This window comes from Treponema sp. JC4 (assembly GCF_000260795.1).
In the GTDB taxonomy this organism is placed as follows: Bacteria; Spirochaetota; Spirochaetia; order Treponematales; family Treponemataceae; genus Treponema_D.
Window position 1 is genome coordinate 221,637 of the sequence record NZ_AJGU01000002.1, and the last position, 25,946, is coordinate 247,582.

Sequence of the window (25,946 nt, forward strand, 5' to 3'; positions counted from 1 at the left end):
AACTCAGCATCATTTCAGTTTCTTCTTGCCACTTCCTTATGAGCTTTGTAAAACTTATCCTTATCATCATACATAGCTTCATCGGCAAGATGCATAGCCTCTCGAAGCTTACCGGCATCTTCCGTCCAGTGAGAACCAATAGCAAAGCAGACATCGCAATCGTAAGATGATTTTTTTCGGATTTCGCTAACTTTTTTTTCGAAGTCAGCCTTTTCAGCTCCTGGAACAATTACAACAAATTCATCACCGCCGGCACGATAAATCTCATCATCAGCAAAAACTTCCTTAAGAAGATTTGCCGCATTCTTCAAAAGCTTATCGCCCTCTTCATGACCGTAATTATCGTTACAGGTTTTAAGGCCGTTCAAATCAGCAAAAATAATTCCGAATGGAGTGCGCACCTGCATTTTATTGGAAATATGCCAGTCAACACGGGCATTCATTGCATTTCGGTTTTTAATGCCAGTCAGAATATCAATGTTGCTCATGTATTCCAACTGTTCCATCATAATATTGTTGGAAATTTCTGCAGAAAGGAAGAAAGCTGTAAGAGTAATAAATTCTTTAATCTCAACAATTTTTTCTACATTAAAATTGGTAACAAAAAGTACACCGATTATTTTCTTTCCCTGCATCAATGGAACAAGAACGACACTTTTTACTTCAGCTCCCCTGAGACTTTTTGCCCAGACAGGATTTATTTTCTCAAGTTCATCAAGGTCATGCTCATCTTTTACAAAAATAGAATCACGATCTTTAAGCATTCTTACCCAGGAATAAACAACATCCTTACTAAGAAACTTCATAAAGTCGTCAATACTTGCCTCATCATTGCGGTATTTAGAACACAAAGGAGCTATCTTATCTGCTTCTTCATCAATCATAAAAATAACGGAGCAGAAGGAATCAGTTTTCTCCTGAATATCAGCAATAACCTTATTCATTGCCTCAAGGAAATTATCTGCACCACGAAGATTAATACAGGTCTGCACAACAAAGTTAGCAGATTCCATAGAAAGATCAGACATAAGCTGGGCATCAGGATTTTTTGTAAAGTAAAATGTAAAAATCATGTAACTCAACTTGTCAGTGTCCACAGAAGAATCAAGCGGAATGTAGGTGCCGTCTACCCAGGTATCCATGGATTTTGTATCAACGTATGCATGCAGATGCTGCTTCAAAACAGCGCAGCGATAGCAGAAGGCTTCGTAATTGGGTTCTTTTGGAATAATATCAGAGTAAATTGCATTATCATAAAAATTCGGTTGAAGAGCTTTATATACAGAATTACCGGCAACAAAGCGGATATCGCCATACTTACCTTCTTCTTTTTTTTCTACCGAAATAACAACCGCAGCCTGAGAAAAACTGTCTACTAAAGCTTGAAAATCCATATTACTATTATTATAGTCCCATTTTTCAAATCTATCAAAAAAAATTATTTCAAAAAAAAATCCACAACCCTCAGGCTGTGGATTTTCATAATTAGGCTTTAGGAAAGTTACTTAATAAGCAGATTTGCAAATGCTTTCAAAGCTCCATCCATGTTACCTGATAAAACTGTCTTAGCAAGCTTCTTACCAAGCTGAACGCCTTCCTGGTCAAAGCTGTTTACATTCCATACAAAGCCCTGGAACATTACTTTGTTTTCATAGTGAGCAAGCAAAGCTCCAAGAGATTTTGGATTCAAGTCTTCACCATAAATCAAGCTTGATGGGCGTTCACCAGCGAAAGCCTTGTTAGGGTTTTCATCAGTTTTTCCACAGGCAAATGCGATAATCTGAGCAGTTACGTTAGCGCAGAGTTTTACCTGGCTTGTAGAACCTTCGATTACAACATCATCACCAGTCTGGTTTTTCTTAAAGGCGATGAACTGCAAAGGAATAATGTCTGTTCCCTGGTGCAAGAGCTGGTAGAATGAGTGCTGACCGTTTGTTCCAGGTTCACCAAAAATTACAGGACCTGTTACGTAGTCAATTTTTTCTCCAAAGCGGTTTACAGATTTTCCGTTTGATTCCATATCAAGCTGCTGAAGGTGTGCAGGGAAGCGGCTCAAAGCCTGTGAATATGGAAGAATTGCTGTTGAAGGGAAGTTCTGAACATTGCGCTCGTAAACACCAATCAAAGCGTCCAGCAAAGCTGCGTTCTTTGTGATGTCTGTGTTCAAGGCAAGTTTATCTTCTTCTGCTGCACCGTCAAGGAATTCCTGGAATACTTTTGGACCAAAAGCAAGGCTCAAAACTGCTCCACCTACTCCAGAAGTTGAAGAATAGCGGCCACCAATGTAATCATCCATATAGAAAGCTGCCATGTAGTCAGGGTTGTGAGCCAAAGGAGATGTTTCAGAAGTAACGGCAATCATGTGCTTTGATGTATCAAGACCAGCTTTTTTCAGGTAGTCTTTTACAAAGCTTTCGTTTGTAAGGGTTTCAAGAGTTGTTCCAGATTTAGAAACAAGAATGAAAATTGTCTTAGACAAATCAAGAGATTTTGCAACAGCAGAAGCATCATCAGGGTCTACGTTAGAAATGAAGTGAGCTTCCATTTTGAAAGTGCCGTTTTTCTTTGCCCAGTTTTCAAGAGCAAGGTACATAGCGCGTGGACCAAGATCAGAACCACCGATACCAATCTGACAAACTGTTGTATATTTTTCGCCTTTTTCGTTTACAAGTTTTCCAGAGTGAACGTCATTAGCAAAATCAGCAATACGTTTAACTTCGTTGATGTAGAATTCACGTTTGTTTACACCGTCAGCAATAACATCTTTTCCAAGCTGTCCGCGTGTAAGCTGATGAAGTACCATGCGGCTTTCACCAGTATTGATTACAGAACCGTTGAGCAAATCCTGATATTTTTCTACAAGCTGAGCTTCGTCTGCAAGTTCTGCAAGAGTTTTAAGAATCTGTTCGTTTACCTGTTTAGCAGCATAATTATAAGTAAGACCGCCACCCATTTTTACAGAATAGTCAGCAACGCGTTTTGCTGCATCAGAAGATGAAAGTTCTTTTGCAACAGAAACCATACCTTTAAGTGACTGAAGTTTTTTCCAGGCAGAAAGTGAATCTGCATTTGTCCAATTAATCATATATTGCCTCTAAATAAATAATGATTTGTCGAGAAAAACTCGTAAGTAAAAGTAATATATAGGAAATATTAAGAAAATTCTACATTTTGGAAGAAAAAATGGCGCGAGTGAAGGCGTGGATTCGGACTGCATTGCAGGGTGCGAGCGAAGCGAGTCAGATTCCTTATACCCTGCACCCGCAGTCCGCAAGACACACCGTAACGGGAGCCATTTTTGTTCTAAAACTTGGTAAAAGACATTTTGTATAACAATTATTTTTAATTTAATTCATATATTTTTAACCCGTTTTTTCTTGACAACTTGACTATCTAGAAATACTATTAAAGGTATGGATTTGAGAACAGTATTAACAACAGACACAGTAAACCTTCACCTGAAGGGAACAACTAAAGAAGAAATTGTAGACGAGATGCTTGAAGTGCTTTATAAGGCAGGAAAAGTAACAGATAAAAACGCTGCACGCGAATGTGTACTTGACCGTGAACGCAAAATGTCTACAGGAATGAAGCATGGAATCGCAATTCCACACGGAAAGACAGATACTGTTACAGACTTGGTTGCCTGCATCGGTATTTCTGATAATCCTGTTGATTTCGATTCATTGGATCAGGAGCCATGCCGTATTTTCATTATGACACTCTCTCCTGTAAACAAGACAGGCCCACACCTTCAGTTCCTTGCTGAAGTAAGCCTTTTGTTCAAGAGCCCTGAAAAACGTCAGGAAATCTTGAATACTCAGGATAAAGCTGAAGTTATCAGAATTCTTACAGAATAGAAGAAAAGTTACCGCTTAAACAACGGCGACCTCGATTTTGGCGAAGACCTTTATGCATTTGCGTAAAGGTCTTTTTTTTGCTATATTTGCCCTATGAAACTGGAAGCCGTATTTAATGTAAATAACAACAAACTCTTTTGGATTAAGGATAATTCTCCTGTAGCAGCTGAAGCTTTTGAAAAAATCAGCATAAAGTGGTCTCAGGTTGAACTTGATGATGAAGTTTATAATGAAGAATTCCTTGCAAATCTGCGTGACCAGCTTAAGACACTGGATTCTGCAAACAAATTCGCAATTCTTATTCCAGAAATTGACCGTCCATACGAAACTCCAGTTCAGAAAGAAGCCTTTTCAAATGCAATGAATCATACAGCCCGCCGCGTAAAAGACTGTGTAAGCGTTGCAGGCTTTTTACTTCCGGAAACTTTATTAAAAGATGGGCTTGCCGCAGGAAAAACTGCTTCTGATTTTATGGACACCCTTGCTGTAAAACACGCACAATATGTTTATTTTGCCAGCTCAGCTGATATCAAAGCTCTCAATCTGGTAGAAGATATTTCAAAATCAAACGTTGTACTGCTATAGAACCGCATTATTTGCGAAATATTACACTATTTGCAAAAATATTCTAAAAAAAATATAAAAAAAACGAATTTTTCACTAAAATTCACTTGATTTCTTTTTGCGAATATGGCAATATATCAATCGTTCTGACGAAGAACACCAATTAAGAAAGGTATCTGATGATGTACGGAAACGACGATTCAAACTTTAAAGTTTCTTCAATGTTTGCCGCTTCTTTAGGACTTATCCTGGTTGCTGTTGCACTTCTTGTTTATTTCCTCTTACCAGCGGATAAAAATAACGAAGCAGAGGAAACAATTACTCTTGCTAATCTTTCGGAAGAAACTGAAGATGAGCTTACACTTGCGTTCCAGGATTATTTTTCTGAGTACACAGTTAAAAAGCTCAACGATAATACTGATAACGGTTTGATCTTGTACCGTCAGCCGCTTTCAAAAGCAGCTGTAGAATGGTTCTACTATCAGATTACCGGAAATAAAGTTGTAGCTAATGCTATACTTTCACAGGCCGAAGCAAACGATATCCCGCTTTCGCTGGCATTTGCTTTAGCTCATACAGAAAGTTCATATAACGTAAAGGCTATCAATCGCAACGCTAACAGTTCGATTGACCGCGGTTTGTTCCAGTTGAACAGCAATTCTTTTCCTGGACTTACAGAAAGCGACTTTTACGATGCAGAAAAAAGTGCCTACTACGGACTTTCACACTTGAAGTTCTGTTTAGGTTCTGCAGGAAACGAAGTTTCGGCTTTGGCAATGTACAATGCCGGAACAAACAGAGTGCGATCTAACAAGACACCGCTCTCTACATTAAATTATATCGGCAAAATTCTGGCGTATCAGAAAATGCTTGAACAGCTTTTTGAAGAACAGGTAACTCCTTACTTCGAAAATCAGATTTCACCAAATCTTACTGTTGCATACGTCGGAAAGAAATAAGCGGGAAACCGCAAAAGAAACTCCAGAGCTCCGGAAACGGACTATCTGAAGTTTCTATAAGACAGCCTCCTAATTTTAAGCAAGACCGTTTTTTTAGTTTTTTTTCGGTCTTGCTTTTTTTTTGTCTTCAGCATATCTTAAATCTGTTAAATATTTAACAATAACTCTTAAATTTGACTGAATTCGGTCTAAATTCAGTCAAATTCGCGGAATTTATCAGCAAAAATTATTGTCCGTCAGGCGGAGGATTCCTATAATGCAGTCATCACAATCAAAGATTCCAGAAATTGTGAAAAAAAGAATGATTCAGCTTTGTACGCTGCTTGAATCTTTTTCAAAAGAAAAAATCACTTCGCAGGAGATTAAAGCTCTTACTGGGTGGACGGATTCTACTATCAGACACGACTTCTGGCTGATGGATTTGAAAAAAGGTGTATCAAACGGCTACTTTACGGCTGAACTCAAGGCAGAACTGGAAGAAAAACTTGGGCTTAAAGCGAATGCAGAAAGCCCTGCGAAAAACCTCTGCATTGTAGGATTAAACAGACTGGGAGCTGCCCTGCTGGATGAAAATATGTTTTCTGAAAGCGGCTTTGCAATTAAGGCGGGATTTGATACCAACCTTTACAGGGTTGAAATCCTGCGTTCATCATTCCCCCTCTACCCTGCGACACAGATGGACTTTGTGATAAAAAAAGAAAAGATTGAATATGCGGTTTTGACTGTGGATTCAAAAAATTCGCAGAATATGGCTGAAAAGCTTTGCACAGCCGGAATTAAAGGAATTGTGAATATGACAGAAACAGTTCTAAGAGTTCCGGAAGATGTAAAAGTAGAAAACATAAGCGTTGTTAATGCGCTTAAAATAATAAAATGACAAAGAGGTCGATTATGGCAAGAGTGTACAACTTTAGCGCAGGTCCTAGCTGCCTGCCGGAAGAAGTTCTGAACGAATGTGCAAAAGAAATGCTGGATTACAATGGAACAGGTCAGTCTGTAATGGAAATGAGTCATCGTTCAAAAGCTTATGAACCAATCATTGAAGATGCTGAGGCTATGGTTCGCAAGCTGATGAATGTTCCGGACAACTACAAAGTTCTTTTTGTTCAGGGCGGTGGTTCCACACAGTTCGCTATGGTTGCAGAAAATCTTGGCATTAAGCATAAAAAGGCTGCTTACATCGAAACTGGTGTTTGGGCAAAAAAAGCTGCTGCAGAAGCTAAAAAACTTGGAATTGAAGTTGATGTAATTGCATCAAGCAAGGACAAGAACTATTCTTATATCCCACGTGTTGAAAAAATCAGCGGTGACTACGACTACGCTTACATCTGTTTTAACAACACAATCATGGGAACTCACTACGAGTACATTCCTGACACAGGAGATATTCCTCTTGTAGCTGATATTTCTTCATGCGTTTTGAGCGAGCCTTTGGACGTAACAAAATTTGGATTGCTTTTTGCAGGCGCTCAGAAAAACCTTGCTCCAGCCGGAGTTACTCTTGTAATCATCCGTGAAGATTTGATTCCTGAACCAGAAAACTGTCTTTTAGGCACACCAACTATGCTTGCTTACAAAACTCATGCTGATAACGGTTCTATGTACAATACACCTCCTTGCTACACAATCTACGTTCTTGGAAAAGTTTTGCACTGGATTGAAGCTAACGGCGGTGCTGAAGGAATGCTTAAACGCAACAAGGAAAAGGCTGATTACCTTTACAACTACCTTGACAACAACGAAGGAAACTTCTACCACGCGACAGCTCAGGTTGGAAGCCGCTCTTTGATGAACGTTCCTTTCCTTACAAAATATTCTGACCACGCCGCAGATGATGAAGCTGCAGCAGCAAAAGAAAAGGAAATCAACGACAAGTTTGTTAAGGCTGCAAGCGCCGCAGGTCTTGTAAACCTTAAGGGACACCGCCTTGTTGGTGGTATGCGCGCTTCTATCTACAATGCTATGACTCTGGACGGAGTTAAGGCACTTGTTGACTTTATGAAAAAATTTGCAGAGGAAAATAAATAATGAGCTTTAAAATTCAGACATTAAATAAAATTGCTGCAGTTGGATTGAACCAGCTGGAGCGCGATGTTTATGAAATTGCATCTGACATCAATAATCCTGATGCTATTCTTGTTCGCTCGGCAGATATGCACGAAATGCAGCTTTCTGACAATGTAAAAGCAGTTGCCCGCGCTGGAGCCGGAACTAACAATATCCCTATTCCTGAACTCACAGAAAAAGGTGTTGTTGTATTCAATACTCCTGGTGCAAACGCTAACGCCGTAAAAGAACTTGTAATGCTGGCACTTTTGCTTTCAAGCCGTCCTGCAATTGAAGCTAACAAATGGGCAAATGCCCTTGCCGGTAAAGGCGATGCAATTCCTGAACTTGCAGAAAAAGGTAAGAGCCAGTTTGTTGGTCCTGAACTGATGGGAAAAACTCTTGGTGTTATCGGTCTTGGTGCAATTGGTGCTATGGTTGCAAACCTTGCCCTCCACTTTGGAATGGAAGTTTACGGATATGACCCTTTCCTTTCTGTAAGTGCAGCCCTCAAGCTCAACAAAAACGTAAAGATTGCAGAAACTCTGGATACACTTTACGCAAAATCTGATTACATCACTATCCATGTTCCACAGACAAACGACACAAAGGGAATGATTAATGCTTCTTCTATTAAAACAATGAAGGACGGAGTAAGAATCATCAATATTGCCCGCGGTGGTCTTATCAACAATGCTGATATTATTACTGCTCTGGACAGCGGAAAGGTAGCTGCCCTTGTAACAGACTTTGCAGCAGAAGAACTTTTGAACCACAAAAACGTAATCTGTCTGCCTCACCTTGGAGCTTCAACTCCAGAAGCAGAAGACAACTGCGCTGTAATGGCCGCAAAAGAACTTAAAGACTTTTTGGAATTCGGAAACATTACAAACTCTGTAAACTTCCCTAAGACTATTACAGACAACCCTATTCCACAGGGCGGAACTCGTCTTTGCATCAGCCATAAAAATATTCCTGATACAATTTCTAAGTTCACAACAATTCTTGGTGAAGCAAAACTCAACATTGCATCATTCATCAACCAGGCCCGCGGCGACGTTGCTTACAACATCATCGACGTAGACGGAAAAGTTACAGATGATATCATCGCAAAACTTGCTGCCTGCGACACTGTAAACCGCGTAAGACCAATCTTCGCAGAAAAGGATGAACACATTGAAGCTACATCAGACGAAAACTAATGTAAAAATGGCTTCCGGTCGCAAAGCGTGATACAAAATCGCGCAATAATGCGCTACACGCTGATTGTTGCAAAGTAACTATAGACTTAACCGCTTGCGCGGTCGCAACAATCAGAGTGTTTTTGTCTCACGCTCCGCTCCCTAGCGCCATTTTTACAATCAACCTTCCTTTATATTTATCCTTTGTCACACCTTAAACAAAGATATCTGCGAGTTGATTTCTTCAATCGCGTCGCGAACTTCGCTTGAATTCTGGGCAAGAACAGAACCGCTTTCGCCAATCTGATGAGCACCGTCTGACATTTCTTCAACGCCCTGACGCATTGTTTCAGTCGACGTTCTCAGCTTCTGCATTTCACCAAGAATAAGTTCGTTACGACCGGCAATATCCTTAGAAGCATTGCGAACCTCGCCGGTACTGTCATTCATGCCGCGAAGTGCATTACTAATCTGCATGGAACCTTCATTCTGTTCCTGCATTGCGTTCTTAATGTGAGTTACCAGCTGCTCTGTTTCGGTGATTTTTTCTGAAACCACACTGAAGGCTTCACTTGCCTCGGTAGAAGCAACTACTACCCCCGAAATTGATTCCCTGATGTTATTCAGCTGCTGCCCGATTGTCTTAGACTGGGCGCTTGAAGTTTCAGAAAGCTTACGGATTTCATCAGCAACAACCGCGAAGCCCTTACCTGCCTCACCTGCATGTGCCGCCTCAATAGCGGCATTCATAGCAAGAAGGTTTGTCTGACTTGCAATATTTGCAATTGCAACATTGGCCTCGTGCAGCATCTTACTCTGTTCTTCAATCTGCTGAATACGGGCATTTACATCCTGCTGTTTTTTAACACCAGTATCGGTATTATCTGCAAGCAGAGTAAAGGAGCCCGCCATCTTATCAACAGAAGAGTTTACAGAAGCAATATTTCCTATCATCTCTTCAACGGCACTTGAAGCATCCGTTACACTTGAGTACTGGCGTTCAATCATACTGTCTAGCTGTGTGATGTTTGTAGCAATTGTATCAACTGCATCAGCTGCCTGATGAACACCGTTTGTCTGCTCTGCAATCTGACCGCTTATGTTATCAATATGGGAAATAATCTGAGAAATTGCACTTGCCGTCCCCGAAGCATTCCCAGCAAGCGATTCACCAAGCGAATGCATTCCGCCAGCCTGAGTTTTAATATGAGCAATCGCCGTTCGAAGTTTTTCAATTGTGCGGTTAAAGTATTCACTTAAACGTGCAATCTCATCATTACCAGAAACAGGAAGTTTTGCAGTCAAATCTCCTTCACCTTCGGAGATATCCTTGAGATTTTCTGTAATTCGCGCAATCGGATGAACAAAGGTAATTACAATTACCAGAACAAAAATAACGCAGGCAATTACAATTACAATAAGTCCCATCAGTATCTGTTTTATGAGAATTGTATGGAACAATCCTTCCTGCTCTTTATGTTCCGCCGCAATTGCAATATCAATATCATCAATATAATTACCGGTACCGATTACCCATTTGTAAGGTTTATAAGGTGCCGTATAAGAACGCTTTGGCTCCGGTTTATCACTTCCAAGCTTTGGAAATTTAAAGTCTGTAAAGCCACCGGCATCAGTTTTTCCAATTTCAATAAAGTCTGCAACCATGTGTTTACCGTCTTCATCAGTCCAGTCAAGGCGGTTTGTACCCTCGGTAGCGGGTTTTGGCGGAAGCAGGACGTTCACGCCGTCAAAAGTATCAATCCAGAAGTAGCCATCACTTCCATAGCGGACACCGCGCATAATTTCCTTTACACGGGCCTGGCGCTCTTCAAGAGGAAGTCCTTCTTTCTGGTAAATTTCATCATAAGTTTTGATTACAGTGATTGCATTCTGAACCTGCCACTGAATTTTTTCATCATAAGCGCTGAGCATAAGACTCTGCTGTTTTTCAAGCGTATATTTCTGAAGTGACACAATAGTTCTCAGTGCAACACCGGTATAGGTTATGGCAACAGCCAGCAGAATAAAAACGGATATTCCACCGACTTTAAATTTCAAACTTCCAAAAAAGCCGTGATTTTTGATTTCAGCCATTAATTAAGCCTCCTGAAACTTGTCTAGTCTTCTCATTAATTTTTTGGATAAGAAAATTATAACATAGAATTATTTTCAGTAAAGTAAAAAGTAGCAGGAGGCCTAATCTTGTTATTTTCATCGCGTGGTAAAAATGCCTATTACAGTTAATTTATGCAGGTACCACGCTACACACTTCCGCTATCGCAGAAGTGTCCTAATCTTGTTTCTTCATGATAAAATTGCCCTTGAGCATTTTTGTCTGCATGATGTTTACAAAAGCTCCAGGGTCGGCTTCTTTTATAGAACGGACAAGCTTAAACTCTTCATCACTGGAAATTACAGTGTAAAGCATCTTTCTTTCAGCACCTTTATAGCAGCCCTTTCCGGTAAAAAGAGTTGCATCGTGGCCGGTAACCTGGCGGATTACACCAATCAGTTCGTCTGTATGGTCAGAAATAATAAAGAGTGTAGATTTTTGATAGCGTTTGTAAAGGGCATTTAAAAGCTGGGTTGTTGCAAACTGAAATACAATAGAATATAGGGCGCGTTCCCAGCCAAAAAGCAGTCCAAAAACAGCCAGCACCATAACGTTAAAAATCAGAATCATATTCCAGATACTTCTTCCAGTTTTTTCTGAAACATAAATCGATATAAAATCGGTTCCGCCGCTTGTTGCTCCGGCAAGAAGACAAAGGGTAATTGCAAAGCCGTTTAATAAGCCACCGAATATAGAACAGAGGATAGTATCATCAGATGCTACAATAGTAATGGCAGGAATGAAGTCTGTAAGAATACCAGAAAGAATAATCATCCATATAGAAAGAAGGGTAAAGTATTTTCCAACGTATTTAAAGCAGATGATTGCAGGAATAAGGTTGAGTCCCCAGTAAAATACCGTAAAAGGAATTTTTATGCCGGCAAACTTTAAAAAGATTTCCTGAAGTAAAAGGGTAATTCCCGTAAAGCCGCCTGGAAGCAGACCACCTGTATGAACGAAAGTCTTGATGTTTACTGCCATCAGGGCAGCCGCAAGCGAAACTACCAAAAAACGTAAAAATAGCTTCATTATCTGCCGCCTTTTTTACAGAGTGATTTTTATTTCCCTTCCGCTGCTTTCATAGTGAATGTATTTTACGCCGGCAGCATCAAACATCTTTTTAGATGCAATAACGCTTGGTGTTCCGTCGTATTTATTATCATCGTAAATTACAGTTTTAATTCCGCACTGAATGATTGCCTTTGCGCATTCGTTACAAGGAAAAAGCGAAACGTAGATTTTTGCACCTTCAAGACTTCCGCCCCTGTAGTTCAAAATTGCGTTCAATTCACTGTGAGTAACGTAAATATATTTTGTATTGAGGGGATTTTCATCTTCGCGTGACCAGGGAAATTCATCATCACTGCAGCCGCGAGGAAATCCGTTATAACCCATAGAAAGAATTTTATTGTCTGACGAAACAATGCAGGCTCCAACCGGAGTATTAGGGTCTTTTGAGCGCAGTCCCGAAAGCTTCGCAACTCCCATAAAATACTCGTCCCATGAAATGTAATCAGCTCTTTTTGGTGTAATCATAAAGTTAATTATATCATCAAATCCATATACGGGCAAACCAAAGAGAAAAATTCAAATAAATATAGAAAATAAAAAGTCTTAACATATTTTTATATTTTTTCTTCATATATAATTAAAAAGCCTTTGCATTTTCTTCTATTGTACGTTATTATTAATAAGAACATTCTAAAAAAATTATGCTAGGAGAAAAGTATGCCAAATGTAGTTTGGTTCATTTCTCTCCCTGTTGTTGGAATTGTTCTTGGATGGATTATTCGCTGGATTTATGCCAGATTTCAATTAACTGCTTCTGAACAAAAAGCAGAACGTGTTAAGCAGGAAGCAATTCGCGAAGCTGAAGCACAGAAAAAAGAAATTTTGTTAAATGCAAAAGATGAGCTCATTCGGGAAAGAAATCAGCAGGAAAGAGAAAATCGTGAACGCCGCGCAGATGTTCAGCGTTACGAAGCAAAAGTAAACAAGAAAGAGGAACTTCTTGATCAGCGTGCTCAGGAATTTGAAAAAGCTGAAAAAGAACTGACAGACAGAAAAGCTGCAATGACAAGACGTGAAGAAGCCCTTTCTAAACAGGAAGAGCATTACCGTCAGGAACTGGAGCGCATTTCTGGTCTTTCAGCAGCAGAAGCTAAAGAACTCATTATCAAGAACCTTGAAAATGAGGCTCGCCACGACGCACAGGCTCTCATCAACAAAATTGAACAGGAAGCCCAGCTCACAGCTGAAAAAAAGGCAAAAGACGTTCTTATTACAACTATTCAGCGCATTGCACCGGAAACAACAGGTGACATTACAGTTGCAACAGTTTCTTTACCAAGCGATGAAATGAAGGGACGTATTATCGGTCGTGAAGGACGCAACATCAGAACTCTGGAAACTTTGACTGGTGTTGATATTATCATCGACGATACACCGGAAGCAGTTGTAATTTCATGTTTTGATCCTGTCCGCAAGGAAATTGCAAAAGAATCACTTGAACGCCTTATTTCTGACGGCCGTATTCATCCGGCAAGAATCGAGGAAATTGTTCAGAAGGTTACTCATGAAGTTCAGAACAAGATTTACGAAGAAGGCGAAAAAGCCCTCTTTGATCTTGGTATCCACAACATGAATACAGACGGTATCCGCGCTCTTGGACGTCTTTACTTCCGTACAAGCTACGGACAGAACGTTCTTAACCACTCTAAGGAAGTTGCAAAAGCAGCAGCTATGCTTGCAGCAGAAATCGGTGCAGACCGTGAACTTGCAAAACGCGCAGCTATCCTTCACGATATTGGTAAGGGTGCAGAAAACGACAGTGACCAGAACCACGCAGAAGTTGGTGCTGAAATTGCCCGCAAGATGGGTGAAGATGCCCGCGTTGTAAACGCAATTGGCGCTCACCACAATGATATTCCTGCAGAAACAATTGAAGCAGTTATCGTTCAGATTGCCGATGCTATTTCTGCTGCCCGCCCTGGTGCCCGCCGCGAAACAATTGATAATTATGTTAAGCGTCTTGAAAATCTTGAAGCAATTGCAGAAGGCTTTGCAGGCGTTGAAAAGGCATATGCTATTCAGGCAGGCCGCGAGCTTCGAATCCTCGTTAATAACGAAAAGATTCCTGACAGCGACGTAAAAGACCTTGCAAGAAGCATTGCTAAGCAGATTGAAACAGATCTGCGCTATCCAGGCCGCATAAGACTTACAATGATTCGCGAAACACGAATTGTAGAGTATGCTCGCTAGAGCATACTCTATTAAGCGAAGCGACTTGAATTACGCACGCTAAACAAAACAGGCTGCCTTTATCGGGCAGCCTTCATTATTTAACAAGAGATTTTTAATTCAACTTAGTAATTATTATATGTCTGATATGAATGTGTTTTAGGATATTCAGCGCCAGCTGAGCGGATCAGACTTTCCATTTTTTCTGTTACATGCTTTGCAGCAATCGGTTCAGCAAGGTCTTTATATTCTGCAATATTAATTTCCGGTAATACCTGAATATCATAAACATAGCGTTCTACAGGATTGTAGGCAAAAAGAGGATCTTTTTTACCAAGACCGTATTTATCAGTTCCGCCGATAAAAAGAGGAAGCACATTTGCATTGGAATAAAGAGCTATGCGGGCAGCACCCTTTTTATAATTATTCTGACCATGGCGTGGAGAACGGGTTCCTTCAGGGAAAATGATTACGTTATTTCCCTTATCAATTGTTTCTTTACAGAGCTTACACAAATCTGCAAATTCAGTTGTATTTGTAATATAAGCCTGCTTGATTACACCTGCAAGCGGAGTTTTTGTAAGTCCACCACGAACGATACAGTTTGAATTAGGAACAAGCGACATAATGTAAACAAAATCCAGAAGTGAAGGATGATTTGCAACAATCACTTTTCCGTGAATATTTTTGAAAAATTCCCTGTCTTCTACGATTACTTTGGAACCACCGAAAAAGGAAAGCTGGGAAAGAAAATCGCGGAAGGTGCGCGAAACATAGGCTCTGGCAACCACACCAAAATCTTTATTGTGGGCATAAATTCGTAAAAAAGGAAAGACTACAATGGCAAGAACCATTGCGCCTACACCAAAATAAATCAAAAAGATTATTTTTAAAAGAACATTAAAAGAATAGGTAAAAATATTTTTGATTTTAGGAAGCCCTTCCCGGCTGTATTTTGCTTTTTCTTCAGCTGTCATACTAATATTAAACCTCAAAAACTAGAAATTTGCCATAATGTAGGCACAAATCATATTATCAAAATCGTGATTTCCTCGCGGTAAAATTTTCCAGAACAAACCGAGGGTCGGATAATAACGCGATTTTCCATCGTGGGCAAAATTATATTCAGCAAGCAGTTTTATTCCGTTTCCCCAGGCAGAAGTTGTTCCGTTTGCTGTGTAAGCAGGAGTTTCTACAAAATCTGTGCGGGCACCAAGAACATAGGCAAGACCTGCGCAAAAGCCTGCAAGATTTGGGAAAACCTTTATTCCAAGAGAAAAATCATAACTCAGATGATTTGCATGTGCCTCTGAACCGTGCCAGATAAAATCACAAAGAAGGTCACTGCCCAAAAAGAAGGTTGCATTATCAGAAACATTAAAGTGAATATCAGCAAGAGTTCCAACGATAATACGACTCTGGTCTGAAACATCATTATTCCAGTCGCGGACTTCAGAAGTTCCGTAAAAAGGAATTCCCGACATGAGTCCGACTGATGCGCCAAAGAAACTCTGGTAGGCAAAAAGTGAGTTGGCAGCAAAAAGCATTGCCAAAAGAATCAAAATTTTTTTCATATTATCCTCTGTATACTACTTTAAATGTCTGAAATACAAGTTTGATATCCGGAGTGAATTCAAAACCTACAAGGGCAGCTTCATCTTCCAGAGCATCCTGCTGGCGTTCCTTCCAGGCACCAAGATTTTCATCCTCTCCTTCCTGGCGGGCCATTTCCCAGGTAACCTCATTAAAAGGTACAATTTCTACACTTTCAAGTTCAATAACACAGCGGGGATTATTTGCCCGGTCAACAACAATGTAAAGCTCTCCAGAAACCGGAAGAGGTTCCATATCTATAGAAAAGGTTGGCCAGCTTGCAAAAAAAGCAGTTTTCTGTCCGCCAAGCACCAGGGCAACCTTTTCGTCACCGACAAAGCCTTTAGCTTCAAAATTTAAATCCCCGGCACATTTATCATCTTGGCTGCGGCCAGTTTCACTTATAAATTTATTCCAGTATTCGTCAAGTTCTGTCATAATTCACCCGTTCTAAGCCTGATTACTTTTTGAAAGCATTATTATAAATCCGATTATAAAAAACAAGGCAGGAAGACAAAGATTTAATAAAGAAGAAAGGGGAATTCCAAAAAGGAAAATACCTGTCTCAGAAAGTATTCCAAGCTCAATCAAAATCCCCCAGACGGTTCCTGCATATGAACACAAAAAGCCGCAGATTATGCTCATCCAGGCAGCAGAGCGCATTCTGGACAGGAGAAGAATTGCAAAAAATGTTACAAGTCCGTTTACTGCAAGCTTGATTATGTAAAACAAAATTTCAGGGTTCATCATTTAATTTTCGGAATTAAAAAGCAAAAGGTGAGTTTTTAATTTGCGAAAAGTTTCCTTTATCTACCTGATAAGGCACATAGGAAGTTCCCTCATAATGAGGATTGATGATGATATGATGATCCAGGCAGTAGAGCACGAATTCATCATATTTTTCCTTTGGCACTTTTGCAGTAAGGTGACAGCCGCTGCGCTCAAAATAATTATGAAGGAAGGTGTCGTAAATAAACCAGTCCTTTTCTACTCGAACTTTTTCTTCCTCCATATAATCATAGACAGCACGGGTAACGGCAGTCAAAAGAGGGAAAGAAAGGTGAGTTTCTTCAGGAAGCAGCTTTACAGTTTCCGGATCACATATAGGAGACTTTACACAGACCAGCCAGAAGGAATCTGTCCAGCCAAAAGGTGGAGCAATTACAACGCTGTCAAAGTCTGAATAATTGATTTTAGAAAATGGCTTCCAGACAATTGTTTTTTCTTTAGAGAAGATAAGGCTTGCTTTTACCGCTGTCTGCTTTGAAGGAAAAGCAAAGGCGCAGCGTGGCTCTCCACCCAAAAGAAGAGAAAGAGCTTTTTCCAGACGGCAGTTTTTTTCGCACTTAAAGCTTCCGCTGATTCCGCGCGAAAGCATATTCTTAAAATGTAAGAGGGCACTTCCTGCCCGCCAGCCTAAAACTGCACGCCCGTCCTCCAGATACATATCTGTAAGGCGAACGCCTTTTTTTTGNGTATAAAAAATATCCGCGGGCACGTGTAACTTCGCCGTAACGCTTAAAAATTTCCTGTGAAAGTTCTTTTACAGTCATTGCCTTTTCCTATTGGTAAATCTCAGATTTAGAATGGAAACCTGAGTTTATAATTATCTCTTCAATATTATTTTTGTCAACAAGAGCCGGTTTAAGCCAGAAAACAGGGACGTCTTTTTCTCCGTTGTTGATTTTTTCTGTAACCCCGGGAAGAGAAGCTGCGTCCTTAGACTTCCCAAGCTGAACCGCAAGTTCTGCAGCGCTTGCGGCAAGTTCTGTAATCGGCTTGTAGATTGTAAAATCCAGACTACCTTTAAGAACATTCTGGCAGCCTGCAATATCAGCATCCTGACCGCAGATAGGGATATGAGAATTAATTCCGTATTCTCGCAAGGCCTGAAGTACGCTGACTGCAATAGCGTCGTTTCCGCAGAGAATTACTTCCGGTACTTTTTTTGAGGCAAGAAGGTTCTGCATATGCTGATAAGAAAGGTCATAATTCCAGTTTTCGCTGTAGAAAATATTTTCTATATTAATATTTCTTCCCATAAGAGCCTGACGAAGCCCGGTAGTCAGCATTGTCATATTAAAATCTTCTTTTGCGCCAAGAATACAGTACCAGTTTCGTCTGGAAGTACGATTTATCATTCCGTTTGCCATAAGGCGGCCTACTTCATAGCAGTCAACGGTAATATACAAATCAACATCACAGTTTCTGATAAGGCGGTCATAGCTGACAACCGGAATATTTTTTGACTTAAGATACTGAATCGAAGTAGAAAGCTTATCTGCCTCTTTTGGAACTATGACAACGACATCCACGTCTTTTTCACCAAGATAATGAATCTGGCGGTTCTGTTCATCGATATTGTTTCCTGCATTCTGGACGATAACTTCGGCACCAAGTTCATTTGCCTTGTTCATAAAAACATCTACGTCGCGCTGCCAGCGTTCCATTGCAAGGGTATCAATTGAAAAACCGACTCTTACCCTGTGAGGACGGACTACATTTTTTTCGGCAGTCTTCTGATTTATTGAGAGCTGAGCCCGCTTAGAACAGGAATTAAAGCTTAAGAGAAGAGAGAAGATAAGACCTGTGTAAATCAATTTTTTAATTTTCATAACTTTTCCTTTTTCAGATATAGATGCAAAAAAATCATCCTAATTATTTCGGAATTCCGATGGAGAAAGGCCGAATTTATTTTTGAAAAGACGGCTGAAATAATTCTGGTCGTTATAGCCGGTAAAAGCTGTAATTTCCTTTATAGAATATTTTGTCTCGCTCAAAAGCTGGCGGGCACGGTCAAGGCGCTTGTTGGTAACAAAATTGATGATATTTTCACTCTTTTCTTCCTTAAAAAGCTTACTCAGGTAGAAGGTGCTGACGTCGGCAACAGAGGCAAGCACTTCCAGGGAAAGATCTTTATCCAGATTTTCATCAATGTAGCGGCAGACTTTTTCAATAGTCGGATTTTCCTTCTGGCTCTTTACATTTGAAATTGCGGAAACCAGATCTGTAATAAGCTGATTGACAAAATCCTTAATTGAGCTTGGATTATCTTCTGTCGCAAAATATGAAAAAAGATCTTCAAATTTTGGATTAGAATAAGAAGGAACAACCTCAAGCGCAATATTTTTGGCATTGATAAGAAATTCAATAAGCGAAGACTTAAGCTTTGTCTGATTCTGGCAGGATTTTTCAAGGCTCTGAAAATACTGGTCAAAGAGGGATCGGGCTCCTGCCGAATCACCGATTTTAAGACGGCTGTAAAGTTTTTTCTGAATTTCTGCAGTACAGACACTGGAATCAGCTTCGCCGGCAGCCCCTGCCCCGGAAGGCACTTCTTCACCAGAAAAGGCAATTCCGCCATCGTGAGCAACCTTACTCAAGGTCTGAAGGGAATCGTTATAAGCGACTATAATCTTATTTTTATCACTTTCTATAGCGCTTACTCCCATACGGATTCCGGTTCCTATTTTATTACTCAAAATCTGATAGATACGGCGAACTTCTGCCTTAAAAACTTCAGGCTCTGTAAGTTCAGAAGGAATCGGGAAGAAAACAGCAATTCTGTTGATTACAAAAGAACTTACTAAAAAGCGGTGCTGTTCATTGAGCACTGTTCGCAGGTTCATATAGGTATCGTGCTGATTGTTTTTTGTAACCCGGGGCACTTCAAGAGTAAAGAAACTCCAGACAGGATTTTCGATATTAAAATATTCCAGGTAAGAAGAAAGGTCTGTATTTACTTCATTGCTGAAAATGACCGAATACATAAAATCATTTTCAATCATCGGCGAGAACATATCCATTTTGCGCTGCAGGGCAACTTCGTCAAAAATCTGTCCCCGCTTGTTATCTACAATGTTCATGGATTCCCGCACCGTTTGAATAATTACGTTACGGTTTACAGGCTTGGTAATGTATTTGTAAACGCCCAGGTTCATTGCCTCCTGAGCATACTGAAAGCGGTCAAAGGCACTTATAATGATGATTACAGTATCGGGTTTGAGCTTATTAATGCAGCTTACCGTATCAAGTCCCGTAAGGCCCGGCATATTGATATCCATAAAAACAATATCAATTTCTTCCTGATTTATAATCTGCAGGGCATCTGTTCCTGACTGGGCCGTAAAAAGCTTTACGTTGGAATCAAAATTCTTTGAGATGATAAATTTCAGCGAGTCGATTGCAATCTGTTCGTCATCAGTTATAAGAATATTATACATTTGCCGGTATCCTTATTATGAATTTTGTTCCCTGTCCTTCATCATTCTGGGTAATATCAAAAACATCATCACGATGATAAAAAAGCTTAAGGCGCATAAATACATTTATAAGACCTGTTCCGTTGCTGCCTTCTTCCCGCTTAACTGCATTGGAATCAAGCGAAACCAGTACGTTCTGAAGGCCGTCCTTATCAGTTTTCTGGATGGCGGCAAAAATATCCTGGCGGATTTTCTCCGGAAAGCCTGAACCGTTATCCGAAATTGAAATCTGAATAGTCTTATCCAGCTCTTCAATTTTCAGCACTACCCTGCCGATTGAATTTTTAAGCCCGTGCTTGATGCAGTTTTCTACAAGAGGCTGCAGGGTCATCACAGGAATCTTCTGCGGGAACTGACTTTCTGGTATCTGCTTTTCAAAAACAAGGCGGTTTCCAAAACGCACACTCATTATATATACAAAATTATCAATCAATTTAAGTTCTTCGTCAATTGAAACGCTTTTGTCCTTCTGCTGGATATTGTAGCGGAAGAAGTCTGCCGTCTGCTCAATGAAGAAGCAGGTTTTATCGGCGCCTTCCATCATGGCAAGCTGGGCTCCGGTATTAAGGGTATTAAACAAAAAATGAGGATTAATCTGATTCTGAAGGGCACGAAGCTGGGCATCTGCATACAAAGCCTGCATTTCAACTTCCTTTTCCTTGAGTTCGGCTTCGGTAACGGCCTTTTCCCAGATTGCATCAATATATTCCCGGATACTGATAATCATGCGGTCAAAGGCGTCGCAGATATTTCCAATTTCATCGTGGGTCTTGGCATAAAAAAGCGGAACATTAAAGTCGCGCTGGGAAATTTTATGGGCAACATTTGAAATCTGCTTAAGAGGCTTAACAATCTTTGTAACGGAAAAATACATTACCGAAACAATGATTGAAGACACCATTATAAATAGAAGAAAAGAGATTTTATAAAGCGAATTGAGCTGCTCCAGGTTCTGGTTATAGTTTGTTGCGTTCTGCTGAAGAAGCAGTGAGCTCAATTCAGAAAGCTGGTTCATCAGCATATTGTAGCAGGAAATAGTTTTGGCATAGTAATAGTCCACCGCATTAAAGTCGTTGGCACGGCGGGCATAAATTGCCTTTCCGCTGAATAAAAGGAAGCTCTGGGCAAACTGAGACACAAGATATTCCTTTTGCAGAACTAAATCCTGTGAAGGCCGCAGCTGCATGTTTTCCATGTATTCTGAAACCTTGGAGCGGGCACTGTAGTAAGTATCGATACTGTCGAAGGTGTGGAAGTTTACGTAATTTTCTACGGCTTTTTCTGTAAGATTCAGAGAATCTGAAAAAGCTGTGAGTTCCATGTTGGATTTGTAGGCACCACCGATCAGCCTTACAGAATGATACTCAATTCTATAAACCGAAATCAGGGTAACCATAAGAATAAAAATCGAAATGAAAATTGAGAGCATGATACGCCAGCGGAGACTCTTGCTCTGAAAATATTTTAAGGTTCGGACAAAAAAGAAAAGAAGGTTTCTTATCATTTTCCAGCCTTCCTTACCTTAAGCTCTGCCGTAATGTAATTGTTTGAATGACGTAGGGCCAGATACTCAAAAATCTCTTTTATGGCGGAAATTCCGATTTTTTCAGGATCTACCGAAATAATTTCAGAAATTGCGTGACGCTCAAAAAGGCTCTCTGTAATTTCGCTGTTACCGACGCAGATTATATCAGTATGAATTGAAGTATAGGCAGAAAGAATCTGGGAAGCCTGAACCGCAGCCATTTCATTTAGAGTGATAAAAACAACTCTGTCATCTTCTTTTAAATTATAATTCTGAATAAGTTCCTGCTCGTGAAGAACCTGATCAACCACGTGAACTGCACGAACAGAAGTTTCTTCCTTTGAAAAGCCTGATGAAAAAGAGTTCAAAAAGTTTGAGTTCTGGCTCACGCTTCCAACTTCACCCTGAAGTAAAAAGACCAGGCCATCTTTTCCGGCAAAGGCAGCGGCTTCTTCTGCAGTCTTTTTTCCCATTTCTGAATAATTAATTCCGATATAGGCAACCTGAGGAATCTGAGGATGATATGTGCCGATTGTGATGAGAGGAATGGGAATTGCATCTTTTTTTATAGGAATTACGATATCATCAAGGTCTTCATTCTGAGAAAAAAAGGCAATTACGGCATCTGCATTGGCAAAAGAAGCGTAATCAAAAAGTTCCTGAAGGGAAACGTTCTGGGCATAAGACTGAGGAACGTAAAGTTCTACAATTGAATTGTAATCTGAGCTGATGGATTCTGCGCCTTGAAAAACCTGACGTAAAAAAAGCTGATTTTCGTAGTCGCCGGTTACAAGAATGTGATAGTTACGGTCTTCAAGATAATTTTCGAACTCAAGATTTCGCTGTTTTATGTAGCTACAGAAACTTAAACAGAAAAGTACCACCGAAATCAGGGTAATAGACAAAAAGAGAACTGAAAAAAAACTGACTTTTTTAACTTTTACGGCTTTCACATTCTTACCGCTTTTAATTTATGCTGAACTCAAATTCTTTTGAAGCTTCATCGTAAGAGACTAGACATTTTCCGCCTTTTTCAAGCTTTCCAAAAAGAACTTCGTCAACAAGAGAATCTGCAATTTTATCTTCTACTGTGCGGGCAATATTTCGAGCACCGAATTCCTTTGAATAGCCAAGTTGAGTAAGCTGGGTAACTGCCTGGTCAGAAAGTGTAAGCTGCACCTTCTTTTCTTTCATGCGGTCTGCCAGGCGGGCAATTTCCTTGCGGCAGACTTTTTCGGCAACTTCCATATCAAGGTAGCCGAATGGAATTACCGCATCAAGGCGGTTACGGAACTCCGGCGGGAATTCCTTGTTTACAGCCTCTTTCAGAGAAGCATCAAGGTTATCGTTGTTTTCTGAGCCGAAGCCTATTCCCTGTTTTTCCAGGTCACGGGCACCAGCATTACTTGTCATGATAATAAGGCAGTTACGGAAATCAGCCTTGCGTCCCTGATTATCTGTAAGGCTTCCGTAGTCCAGCACCTGAAGAAGAATATTATAAATGTCTTCGTTTGCCTTTTCGATTTCGTCAAAAAGTACAACCGCCTTTGGATTTTTACGGATATCTTTTGTAAGCTGACCGCCTTCTTCAAAGCCCACGTATCCCGGAGGAGAACCAACAAGACGGCTTACACTGTGCTTTTCCTGATATTCACTCATATCGTAGCGCAAAAGAGGCTCATTAAGGATTTTAGCAAGGGTTCGGGCAAGTTCTGTTTTACCGCAGCCTGTCGGTCCTACAAAGAGGAAGCAGGCTTCAGGCTTATCAGGATTGCGGAAACCAGCTCGGGAACGTTTTACAGATTTAGCAAGAGCAAGAATAGCCTTTTCCTGACCGTAAATCTCTTTACGCATGGAGTCTTCAATCTGGCGCAGGGCATCTTTATTTTCACCCTGAACGGCATCTATAGGAAGCTTTGCAATTTTAGCAGTAACCCTGCGGATTAAAGCCGGCGTTACAAGAGGAGAAGGAGCCGGCACCTGGTGTTCTGTCATTGCAAGCTCATCGTAACCGGAAATTGTAACGACAGTTTTGTCTTTTGAAATTTTAGCCCCGCCGCTAAAGCCGCCGTTTTTTGTAATATGGAGATAGGCCCCAGCTTCATCAAGAATGTCGATTGCCTTATCCGGCAGACGGCGCTCCGGCAGATACTGAAGGGAAAGCTTTACGGCATCTTCGATTGCAGCAGGAGCATAGCGCACGTGATGATAAGCCTCGTATTTTTTTACAAGGCCTTTGAGGATTTTTACGCTTTCTTCTGAAGAAGGCTCCAGAACATCAATTTTCTGGAAGCGTCTTGCAAGGGCCCGGTCTTTTTCAAAGTTTTTGGCATATTCTTCAAAGGTTGTAGAACCAATGAATTTTACTTCGCCGGTTGCAAGCACTGGCTTTAAAAGATTTGCCGCATCCATCTGGGAACTGCCGTTTGAACCAGCCCCCATAATCATGTGAATTTCGTCTATAAAAAGAATGACCTTTTTTTTCTGCTTAAGTTCATCAATAATTGAATGAAGGCGCTCTTCAAAATCACCGCGGAATTTAGAGCCCGCAAGCAAAAGTCCGATATCAAGAGAGTAAATAGTAAAATCTTTAAGATCTTCAGGAACCTTTCCCTGCACGATTCTCTGGGCTAATCCCTGGGTAAGGGCTGTTTTACCAACGCCCGCGTCGCCTACATGCAGCGGATTATTCTTACTGCGGCGGCAGAGCACCTGAATTGTGCGTTCAAGTTCTTCTTCCCGGCCGATAAGTTCATCAAAAAGCCCTTTCTTTGCAAGCTCTGTAAGGTTTGTTGCAAAGCGCTCAAGGCCGCCGGTATTATTGGACATAAATTCCGGATAGCCGTTCTGATTCTGCTGACGGTTACGCTGGGCATTTGCATTTGCAGCTCCCGCACCATCGCGGACATAAGGTCTGTTACGGCTTATATTTTCCAGCAGGCGCAGACGATCCACGCCGCTTGTTTTCAAAAAGTAAGAGCAGTAGTTACGGCTTTCATCATACATGCTGACAAGTACATCTGTAATATCAATTACATCACTGGCACTTGAAACGCAGTAGAAAACCGCCTTATTCATCATATTCTGAAAGCCCGCAGATTCAACAGGGCCTTTTACAAATTCCGAATTAGCTTCTTCCGAAACTACAGGCATTTTTGTATTAAGATAATCGTGAAGATGGGTCTTTAAATGTTCAGAGTTTGCACCGCTGTCTGCAAGCAGGTTAATTACAAATTCATTCCTTATGGCAGCCGCAAGCACGTGCTCGGGCGTAAAAAACTGATGATGAGACTGTTTTGCATTTAAGAGGGATTCTGACAGAATCTTTGTAAGCATTGGACTTACCTTCATCTGGCGCACGATACCCCTTTGTGAATCATCATTTTTTGCCATTACTCAACTTCTACCCTCAAAGGAAATCCGTTTTTCCGTGCAATCTGTTTTGTAAGATTTGCCCGCGAAACGGCAATATCAAAAGTATATACTCCCACTACAGAAGAACCTTCCTGATGCACAGTCTGCATAAGGCTTTCTGCTTCATCGTGAGTTTTATTATAAATTGATACAAGAACGTCTACCACAAAATCCATTGTGGTAAAATCATCATTATAGAAAACTACCTTGCGTTCCGGTGGAAGTTCAATGCCAGTTTCTTCAGCAAGTCCGCTTCCCGCATTTTCCATCTGATTATTATAATCGCTCATAAACATTAATATACCACAAAACAAGAAAGTAGAAAATAAAAAATATCCATATATAATAGAAAGTATGGCAAATAAAAAATCGTTCTTCGGACTTAAATTTATATATGATGCACCGGCAACTTTGACCTTTGCTTTTGTATGCATAATCCTTTTTGCACTGGACACTTTTCTTTTTAAGCAGAAACTCACTTCCCTGATATTAACTTCACCTGTAAACGGAGGTTCAGCAGCCCTGTCTGGCGGCGCTTTGGGAGTTGCAGGGGCAGCAGCCTCTAATCTTGCCTTTTCTGCTTCAAATCCTCTTTCATATCTGAGGCTTTTTACTTATGTACTGGGAGCCGCTTCCGGCGAAATCCTTGTATGCAATATGATTTTTGTACTTTTACTGGGACCTTCAATGGAAGAACGTTACGGAACAGTGGTAATTGCAATCATGACCTTTGTTTCAGCCCTTTTTTCCGGCGTTCTGAATGCCTGTTTCTGTAAAAGTCCTTTGCAGGGCTGCGAAGCAATCATTTTTATGATGATTTTTTTAAACTCCTTTGTTTCCCTTTCTAAAAAGAAAATCCCTTTCAGTTTTGTTCTTGTTTTTATCCTTTTTGTACTGAGGGGAATTTTTGCAGTAGATTTTAAGACGGCTTCTTCTGCAATTCAGATTATCATAAACGTTGCGGGGGGCCTTTGCGGAAGCCTTTTTGCCTTTTTAACTTCGCCAAAAGCTAAGGCGGCAAAGAAAAGTGAAAAGCAGGAAGGGGGACTTTTGAACCGGGCAGAAAACTACCGGGAAAATCAAAAGACTAAAAAATCACTTTTCGGAAAGAAAAAGGATGAGGATACCCAGCAGAGCTACAGCGGTGGAGATGAAACTGTTATAAGCAGCATGAGGTTTGACGACTAAA

Annotated in this window: 24 protein-coding genes; 8 read left to right on the forward strand and 16 right to left on the reverse strand. The window is 40.6% G+C overall.

Going from position 1 to position 25,946, the window contains the following annotated elements:
- Window positions 1-14 precede the first annotated feature (14 nt).
- Together MSI_RS02150 and MSI_RS02155 are read right to left on the reverse strand one after the other, a co-directional pair.
- Entirely contained in the window at window positions 15-1,394 is a 1,380-nt protein-coding gene (locus MSI_RS02150; protein WP_009103191.1) for a sensor domain-containing diguanylate cyclase, read from the reverse strand.
- Window positions 1,395-1,501: 107 nt separating this feature from the next.
- Complete coding sequence (locus MSI_RS02155) at window positions 1,502-3,085, reverse strand: glucose-6-phosphate isomerase (RefSeq protein WP_009103193.1); 1,584 nt, start codon at window positions 3,083-3,085, stop codon at window positions 1,502-1,504.
- Between the two features lie 328 nt (window positions 3,086-3,413).
- Here MSI_RS02155 and MSI_RS02160 point away from each other — a divergent pair, with 328 nt between their 5' ends.
- The 6 genes from MSI_RS02160 (at window position 3,414) to MSI_RS02185 (ending at window position 8,631) form a co-directional block, all read left to right on the forward strand.
- Window positions 3,414-3,860, forward strand: a complete 447-nt coding sequence (locus MSI_RS02160) for a PTS sugar transporter subunit IIA (RefSeq protein WP_009103194.1) — start codon at window positions 3,414-3,416, stop codon at window positions 3,858-3,860.
- 93 nt (window positions 3,861-3,953) lie between these two features.
- Window positions 3,954-4,445, forward strand: a complete 492-nt coding sequence (locus tag MSI_RS02165) for a hypothetical protein (protein ID WP_009103195.1) — start codon at window positions 3,954-3,956, stop codon at window positions 4,443-4,445.
- A gap of 158 nt (window positions 4,446-4,603) precedes the next feature.
- On the forward strand, window positions 4,604-5,383 hold the full coding sequence (locus MSI_RS02170; RefSeq protein WP_009103196.1) for a transglycosylase SLT domain-containing protein: 780 nt from the start codon (window positions 4,604-4,606) through the stop codon (window positions 5,381-5,383).
- Window positions 5,384-5,639: 256 nt separating this feature from the next.
- On the forward strand, window positions 5,640-6,260 hold the full coding sequence (locus MSI_RS02175; RefSeq protein WP_009103197.1) for a winged-helix domain-containing protein: 621 nt from the start codon (window positions 5,640-5,642) through the stop codon (window positions 6,258-6,260).
- 14 nt (window positions 6,261-6,274) lie between these two features.
- Window positions 6,275-7,411 carry a 3-phosphoserine/phosphohydroxythreonine transaminase gene (gene serC, locus MSI_RS02180; RefSeq protein ID WP_009103198.1) on the forward strand — a complete coding sequence of 379 codons (1,137 nt, stop codon included), beginning with the start codon at window positions 6,275-6,277 and terminating at the stop codon, window positions 7,409-7,411.
- A complete protein-coding gene (locus MSI_RS02185; protein ID WP_009103200.1) occupies window positions 7,411-8,631 on the forward strand; it encodes a 3-phosphoglycerate dehydrogenase family protein in 1,221 nt (406 codons plus the stop codon). The genes serC and MSI_RS02185 overlap by 1 nt, the downstream gene beginning before the upstream one ends.
- Window positions 8,632-8,817: 186 nt before the next feature.
- On the opposite strand, the gene MSI_RS02190 is transcribed toward MSI_RS02185, so the two are convergent.
- The 3 genes from MSI_RS02190 to MSI_RS02200 form a co-directional block, all read right to left on the reverse strand.
- Window positions 8,818-10,704 carry a methyl-accepting chemotaxis protein gene (locus MSI_RS02190; RefSeq protein WP_009103202.1) on the reverse strand — a complete coding sequence of 629 codons (1,887 nt, stop codon included), beginning with the start codon at window positions 10,702-10,704 and terminating at the stop codon, window positions 8,818-8,820.
- 196 nt (window positions 10,705-10,900) lie between these two features.
- Window positions 10,901-11,752: a YitT family protein gene (locus MSI_RS02195; RefSeq protein WP_009103204.1), complete on the reverse strand. Its 852-nt coding sequence runs from the start codon at window positions 11,750-11,752 to the stop codon at window positions 10,901-10,903.
- Between the two features lie 15 nt (window positions 11,753-11,767).
- Complete coding sequence (locus MSI_RS02200; protein WP_009103206.1) at window positions 11,768-12,259, reverse strand: dCMP deaminase family protein; 492 nt, start codon at window positions 12,257-12,259, stop codon at window positions 11,768-11,770.
- Window positions 12,260-12,451: 192 nt separating this feature from the next.
- Here MSI_RS02200 and rny point away from each other — a divergent pair, with 192 nt between their 5' ends.
- Window positions 12,452-13,984, forward strand: coding sequence for a ribonuclease Y (gene rny / locus MSI_RS02205; RefSeq protein ID WP_009103208.1), 1,533 nt, complete (start codon window positions 12,452-12,454; stop codon window positions 13,982-13,984).
- A gap of 104 nt (window positions 13,985-14,088) precedes the next feature.
- On the opposite strand, the gene MSI_RS02210 is transcribed toward rny, so the two are convergent.
- The 11 genes from MSI_RS02210 to MSI_RS02260 all read right to left on the reverse strand — a co-directional run bounded on the left by MSI_RS02210 (window position 14,089) and on the right by MSI_RS02260 (window position 25,047).
- Window positions 14,089-14,940 carry a 1-acyl-sn-glycerol-3-phosphate acyltransferase gene (locus MSI_RS02210; RefSeq protein ID WP_009103210.1) on the reverse strand — a complete coding sequence of 284 codons (852 nt, stop codon included), beginning with the start codon at window positions 14,938-14,940 and terminating at the stop codon, window positions 14,089-14,091.
- Between the two features lie 21 nt (window positions 14,941-14,961).
- On the reverse strand, window positions 14,962-15,537 hold the full coding sequence (locus tag MSI_RS02215; RefSeq protein WP_009103213.1) for a hypothetical protein: 576 nt from the start codon (window positions 15,535-15,537) through the stop codon (window positions 14,962-14,964).
- Between the two features lies 1 nt (window position 15,538).
- Window positions 15,539-15,994 carry an ASCH domain-containing protein gene (locus MSI_RS02220; RefSeq protein ID WP_009103215.1) on the reverse strand — a complete coding sequence of 152 codons (456 nt, stop codon included), beginning with the start codon at window positions 15,992-15,994 and terminating at the stop codon, window positions 15,539-15,541.
- A 12-nt stretch (window positions 15,995-16,006) separates the two neighbouring features.
- The gene (locus tag MSI_RS02225) at window positions 16,007-16,306 is read right to left on the reverse strand and encodes a hypothetical protein (protein ID WP_009103217.1); all 300 of its coding nucleotides are present in this window, start codon (window positions 16,304-16,306) and stop codon (window positions 16,007-16,009) included.
- Window positions 16,307-16,319: 13 nt separating this feature from the next.
- Entirely contained in the window at window positions 16,320-17,003 is a 684-nt protein-coding gene (locus MSI_RS02230; RefSeq protein ID WP_009103219.1) for a hypothetical protein, read from the reverse strand.
- 115 nt (window positions 17,004-17,118) lie between these two features.
- Window positions 17,119-18,171, reverse strand: a complete 1,053-nt coding sequence (locus MSI_RS02235; protein WP_009103220.1) for a sugar ABC transporter substrate-binding protein — start codon at window positions 18,169-18,171, stop codon at window positions 17,119-17,121.
- Window positions 18,172-18,210: 39 nt separating this feature from the next.
- The gene (locus MSI_RS02240) at window positions 18,211-19,779 is read right to left on the reverse strand and encodes a response regulator (RefSeq protein WP_009103223.1); all 1,569 of its coding nucleotides are present in this window, start codon (window positions 19,777-19,779) and stop codon (window positions 18,211-18,213) included.
- Window positions 19,772-21,322: a sensor histidine kinase gene (locus MSI_RS02245; protein WP_009103225.1), complete on the reverse strand. Its 1,551-nt coding sequence runs from the start codon at window positions 21,320-21,322 to the stop codon at window positions 19,772-19,774. The genes MSI_RS02240 and MSI_RS02245 overlap by 8 nt, the downstream gene beginning before the upstream one ends.
- Window positions 21,319-22,296, reverse strand: coding sequence for a substrate-binding domain-containing protein (locus MSI_RS02250; RefSeq protein WP_009103227.1), 978 nt, complete (start codon window positions 22,294-22,296; stop codon window positions 21,319-21,321). Before MSI_RS02250 ends, MSI_RS02245 begins: the two co-directional genes overlap by 4 nt.
- Before the next feature lie 13 nt (window positions 22,297-22,309).
- A complete protein-coding gene (locus MSI_RS02255) occupies window positions 22,310-24,736 on the reverse strand; it encodes an AAA family ATPase (protein WP_009103228.1) in 2,427 nt (808 codons plus the stop codon).
- A complete protein-coding gene (locus MSI_RS02260) occupies window positions 24,736-25,047 on the reverse strand; it encodes an ATP-dependent Clp protease adaptor ClpS (RefSeq protein ID WP_237706476.1) in 312 nt (103 codons plus the stop codon). Before MSI_RS02260 ends, MSI_RS02255 begins: the two co-directional genes overlap by 1 nt.
- A 64-nt stretch (window positions 25,048-25,111) precedes the next feature.
- On the opposite strand from MSI_RS02260, the gene MSI_RS02265 reads away from it, so the two are divergent.
- Window positions 25,112-25,945, forward strand: a complete 834-nt coding sequence (locus tag MSI_RS02265) for a rhomboid family intramembrane serine protease (protein WP_009103233.1) — start codon at window positions 25,112-25,114, stop codon at window positions 25,943-25,945.
- Window position 25,946 lies beyond the last annotated feature (1 nt).